Consider the following 17,169-nt stretch of genomic DNA (forward strand, 5'->3'; position numbering starts at 1 on the left):
ATCAATTCGTCATAAAAAATCATGCTTGAAGAAGATTGAAAGTTTGCACAGCCGTGCAAGCGGGAGTAATTTCGCGGCGCAATTGGACGGGAGGCGGCGAGGGCAAGGTGACAGCGCGGAAGATCTCCGGGGGCGCTCGGGCCGAAGGTACCGGGCAGGGTGGCGCGAAATCGGTGAGCGCCAAGGACGTGGCGGCGCTGGCCGGGGTCTCCCGCGCGGCGGTGTCGCGCACCTTCACCCCCGGCGCCAGCGTTTCCGCCGAAACCCGGCGTAAGGTGCTGGAGGCGGCGGATGCGCTGGGCTATCAGGTCAATCATCTGGCGCGGGGGCTTACCCGGCAGCAGACCGGGATTGTCGCGCTGATCGTGGCGCAACTGGCGACGCCCTACCGCTCCGCCATGGTGCAGGCGCTGACCGGCAAGCTGCAGGCGGCCGGCAAGGTCGCGATGATCATCAACACCGATCAGGAAGAAGCCACCGTGGAGCTTGCGCTGCGCCAGGCCCTGCGCTACCGCGCCGATGCGGCGGTCATCCTGTCCGGCATGCCGGACCGGTCGATCGCCGATCTGTGCCACCGCAACGGTCAGCGGCTGGTGCTGATCAATCGGGACGACAGCCTCCCCGGTTCGATCCAGCTGCGCGTCAACGATGCGCAGGCCGCGCGCATGGCGCTGTTGGCGTTTCTGCGGGCCGGCTGCCGGCGGCTTGCGGTGGCCACCTCCTGCGATGACACGCCGAGCCTGCTCGCCCGCGAGCGCAGCTTTCTGGAAGAGGCCCGCACGTTGGGCCTCGATGTGCAGTGCGAGCGGTTCGGCGCGACCGGCTATGCGAGCGGCCTTGCCCTTGGCGAGCGCCTGTTGGTGCGGCCGGAGCGGCCGGATGCGGTGTTCTGCACCACCGACCTGATCGCCTGCGGGGTGATGGACGCCGCCCGTCAGCGGTTCGGCCTGTCGATCCCGGCCGATCTCAGCGTGATCGGTTTCGACGATATTCCCCAGGCCGGATGGGAGGCCTATCAGCTGACCACCTTCACCCAGCCGATCGAGGAAACCGCCGCCGCCGCCGTCGACTGGATCGCGCGCGGAGAGAATGGGGATGTGCCCTGCCGGGTGGATCTGACCGCCACCATGCGCTGGCGCCGGTCGGTGCGAGCGGGGCAGGTGGGGGCGGAAACGGCCGCAGCCAGCTGACGGCCCTTGCCGGAGATGCCGGTCAGGTGCCGATCAGCGGGGATGATCCGTCGAGATCGGCTGCGGCAAACACCCCCTTCATCAACTGGATGTGCTCGGCCATGAGGGCAAGCGCGGTGTCCGTGTTGCGGTCGAGTGCCGCTTTCATCAGCGCCGTATGCGGCTCCAGCGCCAGCGCGCCCTGCAAGGCGTGAAAGGCCGGGCTGTCGCGCCAGCCGTCTCCGGCGCCGGCGGAAAGTCCGGGGGTGATCGCCAGCACCCGGTGATGCCGGCGGGTCTGGTCGGTGATCTGCAGATAGAACCGCATCAGCCAGGGGGAGCGGCTGGCGGCCAGCAGCGCATGATGGAATTCCTCATGGCGTTGTTCCCAGTCGCTGATCACCAGTTCGCGCGGATCTTCCACCGGCGGCTTGCAGCGCGACAGCCGGTAATGGGCGGCGACCAGCGCGGTTTCCCAGGCATCGTCGCCGCAGGCGATGGACTCGGCCAGGAGCGGCAATTCCACCAGATGCCGCGCCCGGGTCAGGTCGTTGAGCTCCTCCACCGAAACCGGCGCGACGCTGAAGCCCTTGTTGCTGCTGGAGACGACCAGATGCTCCGCCTCAAGCCGCGACAGGGCCTCGCGCAAGGGCGTCCAGCCGATCCCATAGGCCTCGCGCAGGGCGCCGAGCTTGAGCGGTGCGCCTGGCCGCAGCCGCGTTTCCAGGATCTCCTGGCGCAGGCGCTGGTAGGCGGCTTCGGTCTTGGTGGGGGCTTCGGTCTTGGCCATCGATGTCCACGGGTGTGAGCTTGAAACTATATATATCACAGCCTGATAGTCGATATTATATATATTAATTGACATTTTCGATAATGAGAGAATGATCTGTCTTCGAAGCACGGATGGTCCGGAGACTGCTTCCGGCGACAGGCATGTGAGGACGAAAATGACCCTGGTTGGCGATCATTCCACTGGCGCGCCCACGCGGGCGGAGATCGAGGCGCGGGACGCCGCCGATCCGCTGGCCCATCTGCGGGACCGCTTTCATGTGCCCGAGGGGTTGATCTATCTGGCCGGCAATTCGCTGGGACCGGCGCCGGTCGCGGTGTTCGACGACATGGAGACGGCGCTGCGGCGGGAATGGGCCGATGGCCTGGTCGGCAGCTGGAACAATGCCGGCTGGTTCGCCCTGGCCGATCGGCTCGGCGACCGCATCGGTGCGCTGATCGGCGCAGCGGCGGGGCAGACGGTTGCCTGCGACACCACCTCGGTCAACGTCTACAAGGCGCTGCACGCGGGGCTGTCGCTGCGCCCGGGTCGCACGACGATCGTCGCCGAAAGCGGCAGTTTTCCCACCGATCTCTACGTCGCTGAAGGGGTGGTCGCCGGCCGCCCGGATGTGACCCTTCTGCTGGAGGGGGTGGATGGCGCCACCCTGGAAGAGCTGATCGACGAGCGCACGGCGGTGGTGCTGGTCAATCACGTCGACTATCGCACCGGCGCCCTGCGCGACATGGCGGAGCTGACCCGGCGCGTCCACGAAGCGGGCGCGGTGGTGGTCTGGGACCTATGCCACTCGGCCGGCATCCTGCCGGTGGCGCTCGATGCGTCCAACGCCGATCTGGCGGTGGGCTGCACCTACAAATATCTGAACTGCGGCCCCGGGGGGCCGGCCTTCATCTATGCCGCCCGCCGGCACCATGAAACCCTGCGCCAGCCGCTGTCCGGCTGGTGGGGCCATGCGGCACCCTTCGCCTTCGAACTGGGCTACCGGCCCGATGCCGGCGCCCGGCGCCTCTTGTGCGGCACCCAGCCGATCCTGTCGATGCGGGCGCTCAACGCCGGGCTTGCCGCCATTGAGGATGTGGACATGGCCGAGCTCCGGGCGAAAAGCCTGGCGTTGACGGATCTGTTCATGGATCTGGTGCGCGAACCTTGCGCGGCGCATGGCGCGGAAATCGTGACGCCGCAGGCTGCAATGGAGCGGGGCAGCCAGGTGTCGATCACCCATCCGGATGGCTATGCCATCATTCAGGCGCTGATCGCCCGGGACATCGTCGGCGACTTCCGGGCACCCAATCTGATGCGCTTCGGCATGGCCCCTGCCTATCTCAGCTACCGCGACATCCATTCCGCCGCGATGGCGCTGGTGGAGGTGCTGGAAAGCGAAAGCTGGCGCGATCCGCGCTTTGCCGCGCGCCGCGCCGTGACCTGATCCGCCGCTGGATGGACGCTTTCGGGTCGGTCCTGTATCAGGGACCGTCCCGGATGCCGTGATTGGCAACCGGGAGCGGCAAGGGGAGGAGACCACGCCAATGACCATGCTCGATAAGGGAGCGGGGCTCGACACGGAAGCGACGCTGCCGCGCGCGGAGATCGACCGGGATTACAACGCGCGCGCTTCGGTGCCGGTGGAGACCTTCGAGGCGGCCATGCGCGATTACCGCGCCGGCTCGGATGTGGCGCGTGTCGCCTGTCCCGGCCATCTCGATGTGGTCTATGACCGGCAAAGCGGCCAGACCCTCGATATCTATGGCCTCGGCGACACGCCGCGCCCGGTGTTCCTGTTCATCCACGGCGGTTATTGGCGGGCTCTGTCGAAACGCGACTCCGCCTTCATGGCCCGCACCCTGGCCGCCCATGGCATTGCGACGGCGGTGGTCGACTACCGGTTGGCGCCGGAGGTCGATCTGCACGAGATCGTGCGCGAGGTGCGCGCGGCCGCGGCCTTCCTCTGGCACCACGGGGCCGACTATGGCCTTGATCCGGAGCGGATCTTTGTGGGCGGAAGTTCCGCCGGCGGCCATCTCACCGGCGCGCTCTTGTCCGGTGGCTGGCATCGCGAGTTCGACGTGCCGGAGACCCTGATCAAGGGCGCGCTGCCGATCAGCGGCCTGTTTCACCTCGGCCCGATTGCGCACTCCTTCGTGCGCGAGTGGCTGCCGCTCGAAGACGGTGATGTTGCCAGCCTGAGCCCGGCGCTCAACCTGCCGGCCAGCGGCTGCCCGATCGTCACCGCCTATGCGGAGGGCGAGCCGGCCGGGTTCGAGCGTCAGTCGGTCGGTTATCACCGGCTCTGGCAGCAAGCGGGTTTCCCCTCCACCTTGCTGAAGGTGGCCGAACGCAATCATTTCGATGTGGTGCTGGATCTTGCCCGGGAGGACACGGAGCTGACGCGGGCTCTGCTGGCGCTGATCGGCACGGGCCAGACACCGGCAGGCGCTTGACGCCTCAACTGGTCTCGCGCGGGGTGAGCTGCTGCGCGTAGCGCCGCAGCACCGCCGCGAAGGCGGAAACCGCCGGTGAGACCGACCGGCCGGTGGCATGGATCATCACCACCTCGCGGGAAATGCTCGGGCCGGTCAGCAACTTGCCCGAGACCTTGCGATATTGCGCCGCCGCCAGCGCATAGGTCGGCAGCACGGCAATGCCGAGGCCGGCTTCCACCAGAGCGATGGCGGTGGTGATCTGCGACACTTCGTAAGCCGGCTTCAGGGGCACTTCCGCGGTCTCGAAGCCAACCTCGACCAGTAGCCGGATGCCGCTGTCCCGGGTCAGGGTGATCAACGGCTGACCGGCAAGATCGCGCCAGTTCACCGATGCGGCGCCGTTGAAGGCGCTTTTCTGGTCGCAGAACAGCATCAGGCTGTCGCGGCTGAGCGGCACCCGCTCGATCCCGTCCTCCGCCGGAGAAAACGTGCCCAGGCCGCAATCGGCCCGGCCGCTGCGGACGCTGTCGAGGATCTGCTCGGTGCCGACATCGGCCAGCTCCACGGAGATGCCCGGGTGCCGGCGGTGGAAATCGGCAATCGCCTGCGGCAGCACCACCGCCGCCAGCAACGGTGGGGCGGCGATGCGGATGCGCCCGCGTTTCCGCTCGGCAAGCTCGTGCACGCTTTGCACCGCAAGTTCCAGATCCTCATAGATCTTCTGCGCTGAGGCGCGAAACTCCCGACCCGCCTCGGTCAGCTCGACGCGCCGGGTGGTGCGGTCGAAAAGCCGGGTGGCCAGTTCCGCCTCAAGGTCGCGGATCGCCTGCGACAGAGCCGGTTGCGCCAGGTTCATGCGCCGGGAGGCTCTGGAGAAATTGCCGAACTCGGCAACCGCCAGAAAGCACTCGATCTGTCGGAGGGTGACCTTCATCGTGCAGGACCTTATTTATCGTTTTTGCTTATCAATTAATAAGATGAAACAGGATTGCCGTATAGATGCCGCCCGTGATTTCCTGAGGGAAGTTTAGGAAAGGCGGCGCCCGGCGGGCGCGGCGGGCGGAGAACCTCTCTTGGACGCGAACGGACAGATCGACAGGGCCGGAAAAAGCTGGATGGGGCAGACTGTGCGCCGTCGCGAGGACCAGCGGCTTGTCACCGGCCAGGGGCGCTATGTCGACGATCTGACTCCGGAAGGCTGCCTGCATCTGGAATTCGTCCGCAGCCAGTTCGCCCATGGCGACATTGTCGAGCTGGATCTGGACGAGGCCCGCGCCCTTGATGGGGTGGTGGCGGTCTTCACCGCGGCCGATATCGCCGATCTCGGTGCGGCGGCGATCAACCTGCTGATTCCGGATGTGCAACCTCAGCCGATGCGCGTTCTGGCGGCGGAGCGGGTCGAGGCGGTCGGCCAGCCGGTCGCGGCCATCGTCGCGACCTCACGGGCGATTGCCCGCGATGCGGCGCAGCTCGCCGGGCTGGACATCGACGCCTTGCCCGTCGCTGCCGGTGACGAGCGCCGCGAGCTTCTGACCCATGACTGGCGATCCGGCGATGCGGAGGCGGCCTTTGCCGCCGCCGATCATGTGGTCGGCATCACGGTCGAACATTCCCTGTTGGCGCCGATGGCGCTGGAGCCGCGCGCCGCGCTGGCCGACTGGCGGGAGGGGCGGTTGACCGCCTGGCTCTCGACCCAGACGCCGCACCGGGCGCGGGACGATCTTGCCCGCATGCTGGCCCTGCCGCTGGCGCAGGTCCGGGTGATCGCGCCGGATGTGGGTGGGGCTTTCGGCGGCAAGGCGTCGATTTATCCCGAGGATGTGATGGTGGCCTTTGCCGCGCGCCGGCTCGGCGCGCCGGTCAAGTGGTGCGCCACCCGCAGCGACGACCTTCTGGCGGCGACCCACGGGCGCGGCGCCACCACCTCCGGCGAGCTTGCCGTGGCCGCCGATGGCACGGTCCTCGGCCTGCGGGCGAAGCTTGCCTTCCAGCTCGGATCCTGGATGCCGTTCAGCGCGGTGATCCCGGCCCGCAACGCCGGGCGGATCCTGCCGGGGCCCTATCGGGTCGAGGGCATCGACATCGGCGCGAAAGGGTATTTCGCCAACCGCGCGGCCGTTGGCATCTATCGCGGCGCCGGCCGGCCCGAGGCGACCATGCTGATGGAGCGGCTGATGGACGAGGCCGCCCGCGTCCTGTCGCTCGATCCGCTGGAGTTCCGCCAGCGCAATCTGATCGCCGCCGACGCCTTCCCGTATGCGACCCCAACCGGCGAAACGCTCGATTCCGGCAACTATCAGGCCCTGGTCGACATGGCGCGGCATCATGCTGGGTACGACGCCCTGCGTGCCCGCCAGGCGGAGCTGCGCCGCGATGGCAAGATCTTCGGCATCGGCGTCAGTCTTTACATCGAGCCCTGCGGCCAGGGCTGGGAGAGCGCCACTGCCTCGCTCTGTCGCGACGGCACGATCATCGCCGCGACCGGATCGAGCGCCCAGGGTCAGGGCCGGGAAACCGCGTTTTCGCAGATCGTCGCCGATCTGTTGCAGGTTGCTCCGGAGCAGGTGACGGTGCGCCATGGCGACACGAAAGAAAGCCCGACCGGCATCGGCGCGCTCGCCAGCCGCAGCACCGCGATCGGCGGCGGCGCCATGGTCCGGGCCTGCGAGGGGCTGCTGGAGCAGGTCCGCCGCGCCGGGGCGGAGCTCTTGCAGTGTCGCGAAGACGAGATCGTGCCGGGTGAGGCTGGCGTCTCCGTCGCCAGCGATACCGGGCGCATGGCCTCCTGGGAGACGCTGGCCGGACACCTGCTCGGACCGGAAACGGGCGATCCCAAGGAGGCGGCGCTGTGTTCCTCCGTCGTCTTCCATGCCGATGGCGAGGCCTGGGCCAGCGGCTGCTGCATTGCCACCGTCATTATCGATGAAGACACCGGCACGCCCACCATCGAGGAGGTGGTCTGGGTCGATGACGCCGGCGTGGTGCTGAACCCGATGCTGGTGCGTGGGCAGCTTGTCGGCGGCATGGCGCAGGGCCTCGGCGAAGCGCTGATGGAGCGCATCGTCTATGACGAGGACGGCCAGATGCTGACCGGCTCGTTGATGGATTACGCGGTGCCGCGCGCTGCCGACATTCCCCCGGTCCGGATCGAGAAGATCGAAACACCTTCCCCAACCAATCCGCTCGGCGCCAAGGGCGTTGGCGAGGCGGGATGCATCGGCATCCCGGCGGCCATCGTCAACGCGGTCGGCGATGCCCTTTCTCCCTTCGGGGTGCGCGGCCTGCAAATGCCGCTCACCAGCGAACGAATCTGGCGTGCCATGCAAGACGCAGCCGGCCGCCGCAGCAACGTGGATCAGTGATGAAATACACGAAGAAAGACGCCAAGGCCTATTCGCGGCAGACTATGAAGGGGATCTGGGCCGCCGCGCTGACGCCCTTCACCGAGACGCTCGCCATCGACGAGGAGGGCGTTCGCCGCAACTTCGATCACTGGATCGAGGATCTGAAGATCGACGGCTTTTTCGTCGCCGGCAAGCAGGGCGAGTTCTTCTCCATGTCGCTGGAGGAGCGCAAGCGCAGCTTCGATCTGGCGGTGGAGGCCTGTGCCGGCCGCGCCCAGACCATCATGTCCTGTTCGGATCAGAATATGGATGTGGTGATCGACCTTGCCCGGCACGCCCAGAAGGCCGGCGCCGACTACATCGTCGTCCACGCGCCGATCCTGCACTTCTTCAAGGAGCAGGACGAAACCCTCTACAACTACTACCGCACCATCGCCGACAAGGTCGATATCGGTATCGCCTTGTGGAGCCACCCGGACAGCGGCTATCTGATGAGCCCCGAGCTGTGTAACCGTCTGGCCGATATCGAGAATGTGGTGGCGATCAAGTATAGCGTTCCCCGGCCGATGTACACGGAACTGAACCGGCTTGCGGGCGACCGCATCCTGGTCAGCACCGCGTCGGAAGAGGAATGGCTGGACAACATCCTGGAGCTGGGCTGGCAGCTCTACCTCTGCTCCTCGCCGCCCTACCTGATCCAGAGCAAGCATGATCTCAGGATGCGCGAGTACACGGATTTGGCGTTCCGGGGTGAGGCGGACAAGGCGCGGGCCCTGCGCGACAGTCTCGATCCGGTGCGGGCGGCGCTCAAGGGCACCCGTCCGGCGGAAAAGCCCCATGCCCATCAGAAATACTGGCAGGACCTGCTCGGCCAGGTCGGCGGCGCGGTACGCCCGCCGATGCTGCCGCTGACGGAGGAGGAGAAGCGGGTGACCCGCGCCGCCTTCGAGGCCTGCGGATTGAAAATGAGCTGACACATCGCCCGGGCCGGAGAGGACCGGACCGGGCGCCCCAGGGAGGAAGACAATGAGCAGCAAGCGGCGCCTTTCGGCATTCAGCTTTTCCAAGTGGATCGATGAGCACCAGCACCTGTTGAAGCCGCCGGTCGGCAATCAGCAGATCTGGGAAGACGCGGACATGATGGTGACGGTGGTCGGCGGTCCGAACCAGCGCACCGACTACCATGACGATCCGGTCGAGGAGTTCTTCTACCAGCTCAAGGGCGACATGCTCTTGAAGGTGATCGACAACGGCGATTTCTACGACGTACCGATCCGCGAAGGCGAGATCTTCCTGCTGCCGCCGCATGTGCGCCATTCGCCGCAGCGCCCGCAGGAGGGTTCGGTCGGTCTGGTCGTCGAGCCGAAACGCGCAGCCGATCAGAAGGATGCGTTCGAATGGTACTGCTTCGAGTGCAGCACCCTGGTGAAGCGGGTCGAGGTCTCCCTGCAGAGCATCGTCCGTGACCTGCCGCCGATCTATCAGGCCTTCTATGCCGACGAGGCCGCGCGCACCTGTCCCGGTTGCGGTGCCATCCATCCGGGCAAGCTGCCGCCGGAGGGCTGGGTCGCGCTCTGACGCGCCGGAGGTCCATCACGCATGAACCGGGCGCCTGGCGCCGATTCCTGTTCGGGAGAGAAAGAAAAACAATGTTGAAGAGCCTTCTGTCGTCCGCCGTCGCGGCGACCCTGTGCACCTCCGCCGCCCTGGCCGCCGATCCGGTCAAGATCGGCATGATCACCACCTTGTCGGGCCCCGCCGGCTATCTCGGTCAGGACATTCGCGACGGCTTCCAGCTGGCGATCGACCTGGAAGGGGGCAAGCTCGGCGACGTGCCGGTCGAGGTACTGGTGGAGGATGATGCGCTGAAGCCGGGCAGCGGCCGGCAGATCGCCGACCGGTTCCTCAACGACGAAGGCGTCAAGCTGTTCACCGGCATCGTCTTTTCCAACGTGGCCGGTGCCACCGTTCCGGAAATCCTCGATGCCGGCGCGATCTTCGTCAGCCCCAATGCCGGTCCGTCGGAATTCGCCGGCAAGGGCTGTCACAAGAACTACTTCGTCCTGTCCTGGCTGACCGACACCATGCAGGGCAGCGCCGGCCGCAATGCCAGCGACCTCGGGTACAAGAACGCCTTCGTGCTGGCGCCGAACTATCAGGCCGGCAAGGACGCCATCACCGGTTTCAAGCGCTACTTCGACGGTGAGATCGCCGGCGAGATCTACACCCGCCTCGATCAGACCGATTTCGCCGCCGAAATGGCGCAGATCAAGGCTGCCAATCCGGATGTGGTGTTCCAGTTCCAGCCCGGCGGGCTTGGCATTGCCTTCCTGCGCCAGTACCAGCAGGCCGGTCTTCTCGGCAGCATCCCGATGGTGATCGCCGAACCGTCCATGGACCACGCGATCCTGAAGGCGGTGGGCGACGCGGCCGAGGGGCTCAATGTGTCCGGTGCCTGGAATGTCGACCTCGACAACGACACCAACCGCGCCTTCGTGGCCAGCTTCGAGGAAGCCTATGGGCGGGCGCCGACCATGTATGCGGCGCAAGGCTACGACACCGCGCTGGCCATTGCCTCGGCCCTGAAAGAGACCGGCGGCGACGTGGACGACACGGAGGCCTTCCGCGCGGCCATGCTGGCAACCGGCTTCGACACCACCCGCGGCAGCTTCAGCTTCGGCAAGAACCAGCATCCGGTGCAGGACTGGTACGCCATGCAGGTGGTGCGCGACGATGCCGGCAAGCTGGCGCTGAAGACGCGCAAGCAGCTCATGGCCGCCCATGGCGACCCGTTCGCCGCCGATTGCGACCTGTGAGGACCTTGCGGCGATGAAGGTCATCCGGCGGCATATCGCGGACTGCGGCATGGATCTGGACCGGCTGGAGGTGGGCAAGGTGCGGGTGACCTGCCTGCCGGATCTGGCGGATATCGCCTGGCCGGCGGCGGCGATCTTCGGCGGCATGACGCAGGCGGATCTGGTGGCGGCCGAAGCGGTGTCTCCGGCGGGTACGGTGGATGCCGCCGCCGGCACCGTCCGGCTCAGCTTCAACTGCTATGTGGTCGAGACCCCCGCGTTCACCGCCCTGATCGACGGCGGGATCGGCAATGGCAAGAACCGGCCCGACCGGCCGGCCTGGCACATGCGCGATACGCCCTTCTTGCAGGCGCTGGCCGCAATCGGCATCGAGCCGGAAGACGTCGACATCGTCGTCAACACGCATCTTCATGCCGATCATGTCGGCTGGAACACGGTGCGCGATGGCGAGGTCTGGCGTCCCACCTTTCCCAATGCCCGCTATGTGGTCGCGGCGCGTGAACTGGCGCACTGGACAGCCGTTCACGCGCAAACGCCGGACGGCGACACCCTGCACGGGGCGTTTGCCGACAGCGTGCTGCCGATCGTCGAAACCGTCGGGTTCGAGGAGGTCGCGCCGGACGCGGACGTCGCGCCAGGCCTGCGTCTGCGCCCCGCGCCCGGGCATTGCCCGGGCATGGTCGTGGTCGCGCTCGACACCGGTGCGGGCGACATCCTGTTCCTCGCCGACGCGGTGCACCACCCGTTGCAACTGGCCGATGAGCGCGTCGTCAGCAACTTTTGCGAGGATCCGGATCTCGCCCGCAAGACCCGGCGTGCCCTGCTTGCCGAGGCTGCCAGCGGCGACACCATTCTCGCGCCTTACCATTTTCCCGCGCCTGTTTTCGGTCGGCTGAAGGCGGATGCGGCCGGTTTCCGGTTCGAACCACTGGAAATCGCGCAAGAAGAATAGCCGGCACATAAAACGGACGCCGCGAAACGGCGCCAACCGGATCCTCCGTCCGGCTTCCCCATCGGGAGCTTCCGGCGGACCGGTCTTTTAGAAGGGATGAGCCTGCGGCGACCGACCCACACCCGGTGGCAAGCCGCTGCATTGCATTGGAGGAGAGGACACATGAGTTTCAAAGGGTCTCTGCTGGCACTCGCGGCCACGGCGCTGGTGGCGCTGCCGGCTTCCGCCGAACCTGTGAAGATCGGCATGATCACCACCTTGTCCGGTCCCGCCGGGTATCTCGGCCAGGACATTCGCGACGGCTTCAAGCTGGCGATGGAGATGGAGGGGGGCACCCTTGGTGGGGTGCCGGCCGAACTGATCGTCGAGGATGACGGGCTGAAGCCCGGCAACGGCCGCCAGATCGCCGAACGCCTGATCACCAACGAGGGCGTCAAGCTGTTCACCGGCATCGTCTTCTCCAATGTGGCCGGCGCCACCGTGCCGGACATCGTCGACTCCGGCGCGTTTTATCTGAGCCCGAACGCAGGCCCCTCGAACCTGGCCGGCAAGGGCTGCCACGAGAACTACTTCGTCGTCTCCTGGCAGAACGACTCCCTGCATGAGAGCGCGGGCCAGAACGCCACCAACCTTGGCTACAAATCCGCTTTCGTGCTGGCGCCGAACTATCAGGCGGGCAAGGACGCGATCGCCGGCTTCAAGCGCTATTTCAAGGGCGATATCGTCGGCGAGATCTACACCAGCCTCGACCAGACCGACTTTGCCGCCGAAATGGCGCAGATCCGCGCCGCCAAGCCGGAAGCGGTGTTCCAGTTCCACCCCGGCGGGCTCGGCATCGCCTTCCTGCGCCAGTATCAGCAGGCCGGTCTTGCCGAAACGGTGCCGATGGTGGTGGCCGCGCCGTCGATGGATGGGGTGACGCTGGCCGCCGTCGGCGATGCGGCGCTCGGGCTGAATGTCTCCAGCCACTGGAACTCGGATTTCGACAATCCGGCCAATGCGGCATTCATGAAAGCCTGGACCGCCGCCTATGACCGCCCGGCGACCTACTATGCCAGCCAGGGTTACGACACCGCGCTGGCGATGGCCTCGGCGCTGAAGGCGACCGGTGGCAGCCTCGACGATCCGGCGGCGTTCCGCGAGGCGCTGCGCAAGGCCGATTTCGCCTCCGTGCGCGGCAAGTTCGCCTTCGGCCCCAACCAGCACCCGGTACAGAACTGGTACGCGCTCAAGGTCGAAAAGGGCGCCGATGGCAAGCCGGTGCTGAAGACCGTCGGTCAGGTGTTCGAGGATCGCGGCGATACCTACGCCGCCGAGTGCAAGATGTAAGCCGGAAAACGGCCCCATTCGACCCATCTGGGGGCGGCGTACGCGCCGCCTCATTTTCTGACACCGCTTTCGGGACCCATCGGCGATGACGCTTTTTCTCGAACAATTGCTGAACGGAATGCAGCTCGGCGTGACGCTGTTCCTGCTCGCCGCCGGGCTGACGCTGATCTTTGGCATCATGGGCGTCATCAACCTCGCCCATGGGTCGATCTACATGATCGGCGCCTATGCCGGCACCTACGTGGCGGCGACCACCGGCTCGTTCCTGCTCGGCATTCCCGCAGGCCTTGCCGCCGCCGCCCTTACCGGTATCGCGGTGGAGTTTCTGGTGGTGCGCCAGCTCTATGACCGGGATCACCTCGATCAGGTGTTGGCGACCTTCGGCCTGATCCTGATCTTCAATCAGGCGATCACCATGATCTTCGGCCGGCAGCCCCTGTTCGTGGGCCTGCCGGAGGCGCTCAGCGGCTCGGTCGAGCTGTTGCCGGGATTGTTCTACCCGCTCTACCGGCTGGCGATCATCGCCGTCGGGCTTCTGGTGGCCGTCGGCCTCTACCTGCTGATCAACCGCACCCGGGTCGGCATGCTGGTGCGGGCCGGCTCCACCAACCGGGAGATGGTGCGGGCGCTCGGTGTCGATATCCGCCTGCTCTACACCGCCGTTTTCGCCCTCGGCGCCCTGCTCGCCGGGCTCGCCGGCTACATGGCCGGTCCGATCCTCGCGGTGCAGGTCGGCATGGGCGAGCAGATCCTGATCACCACCTTCGTGGTGGTCGTCATCGGCGGCGTCGGCTCGGTCAAGGGCGCCTTCTACGCCAGCCTCCTGCTCGGGGTCACCGACACGGCACTGCGGGCCTATCTGCCGGGCCTTCTGCGCCAGGTGATGGTCGGTCCGGAAGCCGATGCGCTCGGCGCGGGCATCTCCTCCATGGGGATCTACCTGCTGATGGCGATCGTCCTGCTGATCCGGCCCAAGGGGCTTTTTGCGGGAAGCACCTGATGCGCCTCTTCGAAACGGCGAACCGTTCCAACTCGCGGCACTGGTCAAGAACATGAGAACCCCCATCACCACATATCTTTCGCTGGCGGTGCTGCTGGTCCTGCTCGTCGCGTTGCCGACGCTGGCGGATCTGGCGAACTATCCGGCCTTCACTTCGGTGGCGACGCGCGTGCTGATCTATGGCATCGCCGCCGCCAGCCTCAACTTCGTGCTTGGCTTCGGCGGAATGGTCAGCTTCGGCCATGCGGCGTTCTTCGGCATCGGCGGCTATGTCGTCGGCATTCTGTACCAGCATTATTCGCTGGGCGAGCCGCTGTTCGGGGTCTTTCCCGGCTCCAACCAGTTGCTGGTCACGGTGCCGCTGGCGGTGCTGGTGAGCGGCGCGATGGCCGCCCTGATCGGCGCCCTGTCCCTGCGCACCGGCGGTGTGCAGTTCATCATGATCACCCTGGCCTTCGCGCAGATGCTGTTCTTCCTGTTCGTGTCGCTGAAGACCTATGGCGGCGATGATGGTCTGATCATCCGCCGGGCAAACGAGCTGGGCGATCTGAACCTGCGCGACCGCCAGACCATGTATTACCTCTGTCTGACGATTGCCGTCTCGTTCCTCTTCCTCCTGTGGCGGATCGTCAATTCCCGGTTTGGCAATGTGTTGATCGGCCTGAGGCAAAGCGAACGGCGCATGGCTGCCCTCGGCCTGTCCGCCTATCGCTACAAGCTGGCGGCCTTCGTCATCTCCGGCATGGGCTGCGGTCTCGCCGGGGCGTTGATGGCCAATTTCCTGCGCTACGTCAGCCCGGACATGATGCACTGGACCAAGTCCGGCGAGCTGATGGTGATGGTGATCCTCGGCGGTGTCGGCACCCTGTTCGGGCCGTTCATCGGCGCCGGTGCCTTCATCATGCTGGAATCGCTGCTCGCCGCCTGGACCGAAAACTGGCAGCTCGGCCTCGGCTTCATCCTGTTGCTGCTGGTGCTTTACACCAATGGCGGGCTCCAGGCCCTGTTCTCCCGCCTGTTCCGGAGGGACGCATGACCCGGCCGATCCTCAATGTCACCGACCTTGCCAAGCGCTTTGGCGGGCTGGTGGCCACCGACAATGTCAGCATAGACGTCCGCCCGGGCGAAATTCACGCCCTGATCGGACCGAATGGCGCCGGCAAGACCACCTTGATCAGCCAGTTGCTCGGCGAGTTGCCCCATGATGCGGGCCGCATCGAACTGGAGGGCCGCGAGATCGGCAAGCTGTCGACCGCCCGGCGGGTCCATCTGGGGCTGGCCCGGACCTTTCAGGTCACTTGCCTGCTGCCGGACTACACGGTGCTCGACAACGTCGCCATCGCCATCCAGCTGCGCCAGGGCCACAGCTTCCGCTTCTGGGGCAATGTCCGCAAGGACAGCGCCTTGCGGGAGAAGGCGCGCGGTTTCCTGCGCGATGCCGGGCTTGAGGACAGGGCGGAAGTGGTGACCGCAAACCTCTCCCACGGCGAGCAGAAGCAGCTTGAGCTGGCCGTGGCGCTGGCGACGGAGCCGCGGGTTCTGTTGCTGGACGAGCCGATGGCCGGGCTCGGCCATGTGGAGAGCGAACAGATGATCGCCATGCTGCGCGGCTGCAAGCAGCGCGTCAGCATGATCCTGGTCGAGCATGACATGGACGCGGTGTTCGCGCTGGCCGATCGGGTGTCGGTGCTGGTCTACGGGCGGATCATCGCCACCGGCACCGTCGAGGAGATCCGTGAGAACGCCGAGGTGCGCACCGCCTATCTGGGCGAGGGAGAGGACCTATGCTGAGCGTTTCCCGTCTGCAATCGGCCTATGGCCGCAGCCAGGTCCTGTTCGATGTCGAGCTTGAGGTCGGCGACGGCGAGGTGGTCACCCTGCTCGGCCGCAACGGCATGGGCAAGACCACGACCGTCCGCTCGATCATGGGGCTGTTGAAGCCGCTGGAGGGCGGCATCCGCTTCGGTGGGCGGGAGGTGGCGGGCGCCACCCCGGAATCCATTGCCCGGCTTGGCGTTGGCCTGGTGCCGGAGGGGCGGCAGACCTTTGCCACCTTGACCGTGCGCGAGAACCTGGTCGCCACCGCCGCCAATCGGCTCGGTCGGCCGCGTCCCTGGACCCTCGACCGGGTCTATGACCTGTTTCCCCGTCTGCGCGAACGGGCCAGGCAGACAGCCGGCACCCTGTCCGGCGGCGAGCAACAGATGCTGGTGGTCGGCCGGGCGCTGATGACCAACCCGAAGCTCCTGATCCTCGATGAGGCCACCGAGGGGCTGGCGCCGGTGATCCGCGCGGAAATCTGGGCCTGTATCGAGGCGCTCAAGGCCGAGGGACAGTCGATCCTGCTGATCGACAAGAACCTGGGCGTTCTGAAGCGCATCGCCGACCGGCACTACATCCTGGAAAAGGGGCGGACGGTCTGGTCCGGATCGAGCGACGACCTGACCCGCAACGCCGAACTGGTGCAGGGCTATGTCGGTCTCTAGCCCGGCACCCACCGTCCGCCGGTTGCGGCTGGGCTTCATCGGCTGGGGGGCGATTGCCGCCCGGGTCGGTGAGCTGCTCGCAGCGAGAAACCTTCCCGGTGTCGAGATCGTCGCCGTGGCGGTGCGCGATCCCGAGGTGGCCCGCGCCGGGCTCCCGGTGGGCGCCCGGTTGCTGCACGGGCCGGAGGATCTGGCCGGGCTCGACCTCGATTTGGTGATCGAGGCGGCGGGCCGGCCGGCGGTGGCGATCTGGGGCGAGGCGGCGCTGCGCCATGCCGGTGCCTTCGCGGTCTCCTCTACCAGCGCCTTTTGCGACGATGCGCTGTTTTCTCAGCTTTTGGCGACGGCGCGCGAGACCGGGGGGCAGCTGATCGTGCCGCCCGGCGCGCTTGGCGGCATGGATGCGCTGGCCGCCGCCTCCGCTCTTGAGCTTGAGGCAGTGACCCACACCATCACCAAACCGCCGCACGCCTGGGCCGGAACGCCGGCGGAGGCCTGCTTCGATCCGAAAACCCTGTCGGAGCGCATGGTTTTCTTCTCCGGCACCGCGCGCGAGGCAGCCAACCGCTTCCCGCAAAACGCCAATGTGGCGGTGATTTCGGCGCTGGCCGGCCTTGGCCTGGAACGCACCCGGATCGAGCTGGTCGCCGATCCCGCCGCGCGCCTGAACAGCCACGCGGTCAAGGCTCATGGCGCCTTCGGACGGCTCGACGTACGGCTTGAAAACGAGCCGCTGCCGGACAATCCGAAATCCTCGCAGATGACGGCGCTCAGCCTGCTGCGGCTGATCGAGAACCGGACCGCGCCGCTGGTCGCCTGAGCGGCTGATGTCTCCCTCAAAACCAAGCCTGCCCCCCAACCAA

At 66.6% G+C, this 17,169-nt stretch carries 16 protein-coding genes; 14 read left to right on the top strand and 2 right to left on the bottom strand.

Features of this window, described 5'->3' with window-relative positions:
* Positions 1 to 173 precede the first annotated feature (173 nt).
* Positions 174 to 1,190: a LacI family DNA-binding transcriptional regulator gene (locus LC062_RS14080; protein WP_224911849.1), complete on the top strand. Its 1,017-nt coding sequence runs from the start codon at positions 174 to 176 to the stop codon at positions 1,188 to 1,190.
* A gap of 22 nt (positions 1,191 to 1,212) precedes the next feature.
* Here the strand turns inward: LC062_RS14080 and LC062_RS14085 are convergent, their stop codons facing one another.
* Positions 1,213 to 1,959 (bottom strand): GntR family transcriptional regulator, encoded by a 747-nt coding sequence (locus LC062_RS14085; protein WP_224911671.1) that lies wholly within the window; start codon positions 1,957 to 1,959, stop codon positions 1,213 to 1,215.
* Positions 1,960 to 2,116: 157 nt separating this feature from the next.
* Between LC062_RS14085 and kynU the strand changes: the two genes are divergently transcribed.
* On the top strand, positions 2,117 to 3,385 hold the full coding sequence (gene kynU / locus LC062_RS14090) for a kynureninase (RefSeq protein ID WP_224911672.1): 1,269 nt from the start codon (positions 2,117 to 2,119) through the stop codon (positions 3,383 to 3,385).
* A 100-nt stretch (positions 3,386 to 3,485) separates the two neighbouring features.
* Positions 3,486 to 4,397, top strand: coding sequence for an alpha/beta hydrolase (locus tag LC062_RS14095; RefSeq protein ID WP_224911673.1), 912 nt, complete (start codon positions 3,486 to 3,488; stop codon positions 4,395 to 4,397).
* A 4-nt stretch (positions 4,398 to 4,401) separates the two neighbouring features.
* Here the strand turns inward: LC062_RS14095 and LC062_RS14100 are convergent, their stop codons facing one another.
* Positions 4,402 to 5,313 carry a LysR family transcriptional regulator gene (locus LC062_RS14100; protein WP_224911674.1) on the bottom strand — a complete coding sequence of 304 codons (912 nt, stop codon included), beginning with the start codon at positions 5,311 to 5,313 and terminating at the stop codon, positions 4,402 to 4,404.
* Positions 5,314 to 5,494: 181 nt separating this feature from the next.
* Between LC062_RS14100 and LC062_RS14105 the strand changes: the two genes are divergently transcribed.
* From LC062_RS14105 to LC062_RS14155, 11 genes are all read left to right on the top strand, one after another.
* Positions 5,495 to 7,741: a xanthine dehydrogenase family protein molybdopterin-binding subunit gene (locus tag LC062_RS14105; protein WP_224911675.1), complete on the top strand. Its 2,247-nt coding sequence runs from the start codon at positions 5,495 to 5,497 to the stop codon at positions 7,739 to 7,741.
* Positions 7,741 to 8,697 (top strand): dihydrodipicolinate synthase family protein, encoded by a 957-nt coding sequence (locus LC062_RS14110; RefSeq protein WP_224911676.1) that lies wholly within the window; start codon positions 7,741 to 7,743, stop codon positions 8,695 to 8,697. The genes LC062_RS14105 and LC062_RS14110 overlap by 1 nt, the downstream gene beginning before the upstream one ends.
* 52 nt (positions 8,698 to 8,749) lie before the next feature.
* Positions 8,750 to 9,301, top strand: coding sequence for a 3-hydroxyanthranilate 3,4-dioxygenase (locus tag LC062_RS14115; protein ID WP_224911677.1), 552 nt, complete (start codon positions 8,750 to 8,752; stop codon positions 9,299 to 9,301).
* 71 nt (positions 9,302 to 9,372) lie between these two features.
* Positions 9,373 to 10,539, top strand: a complete 1,167-nt coding sequence (locus tag LC062_RS14120) for an ABC transporter substrate-binding protein (RefSeq protein ID WP_224911678.1) — start codon at positions 9,373 to 9,375, stop codon at positions 10,537 to 10,539.
* Positions 10,540 to 10,552: 13 nt separating this feature from the next.
* Positions 10,553 to 11,491, top strand: a complete 939-nt coding sequence (locus LC062_RS14125) for an MBL fold metallo-hydrolase (protein WP_224911679.1) — start codon at positions 10,553 to 10,555, stop codon at positions 11,489 to 11,491.
* Between the two features lie 162 nt (positions 11,492 to 11,653).
* Positions 11,654 to 12,820 (top strand): ABC transporter substrate-binding protein, encoded by a 1,167-nt coding sequence (locus LC062_RS14130; protein WP_224911680.1) that lies wholly within the window; start codon positions 11,654 to 11,656, stop codon positions 12,818 to 12,820.
* Positions 12,821 to 12,905: 85 nt separating this feature from the next.
* On the top strand, positions 12,906 to 13,820 hold the full coding sequence (locus LC062_RS14135; RefSeq protein WP_224911681.1) for a branched-chain amino acid ABC transporter permease: 915 nt from the start codon (positions 12,906 to 12,908) through the stop codon (positions 13,818 to 13,820).
* A 52-nt stretch (positions 13,821 to 13,872) separates the two neighbouring features.
* A complete protein-coding gene (locus LC062_RS14140) occupies positions 13,873 to 14,856 on the top strand; it encodes a branched-chain amino acid ABC transporter permease (protein ID WP_224911682.1) in 984 nt (327 codons plus the stop codon).
* A 50-nt stretch (positions 14,857 to 14,906) separates the two neighbouring features.
* A complete protein-coding gene (locus LC062_RS14145) occupies positions 14,907 to 15,611 on the top strand; it encodes an ABC transporter ATP-binding protein (protein ID WP_404829729.1) in 705 nt (234 codons plus the stop codon).
* Positions 15,605 to 16,306, top strand: coding sequence for an ABC transporter ATP-binding protein (locus LC062_RS14150; RefSeq protein WP_224911684.1), 702 nt, complete (start codon positions 15,605 to 15,607; stop codon positions 16,304 to 16,306). Before LC062_RS14145 ends, LC062_RS14150 begins: the two co-directional genes overlap by 7 nt.
* Positions 16,293 to 17,126: an aspartate dehydrogenase gene (locus tag LC062_RS14155; RefSeq protein WP_224911685.1), complete on the top strand. Its 834-nt coding sequence runs from the start codon at positions 16,293 to 16,295 to the stop codon at positions 17,124 to 17,126. Before LC062_RS14150 ends, LC062_RS14155 begins: the two co-directional genes overlap by 14 nt.
* The last annotated feature ends 43 nt before the right edge of the window (positions 17,127 to 17,169 follow it).

This window comes from Stappia indica (assembly GCF_020177335.1).
GTDB classification, from domain to species: Bacteria; Pseudomonadota; Alphaproteobacteria; order Rhizobiales; family Stappiaceae; genus Stappia; species Stappia indica_B.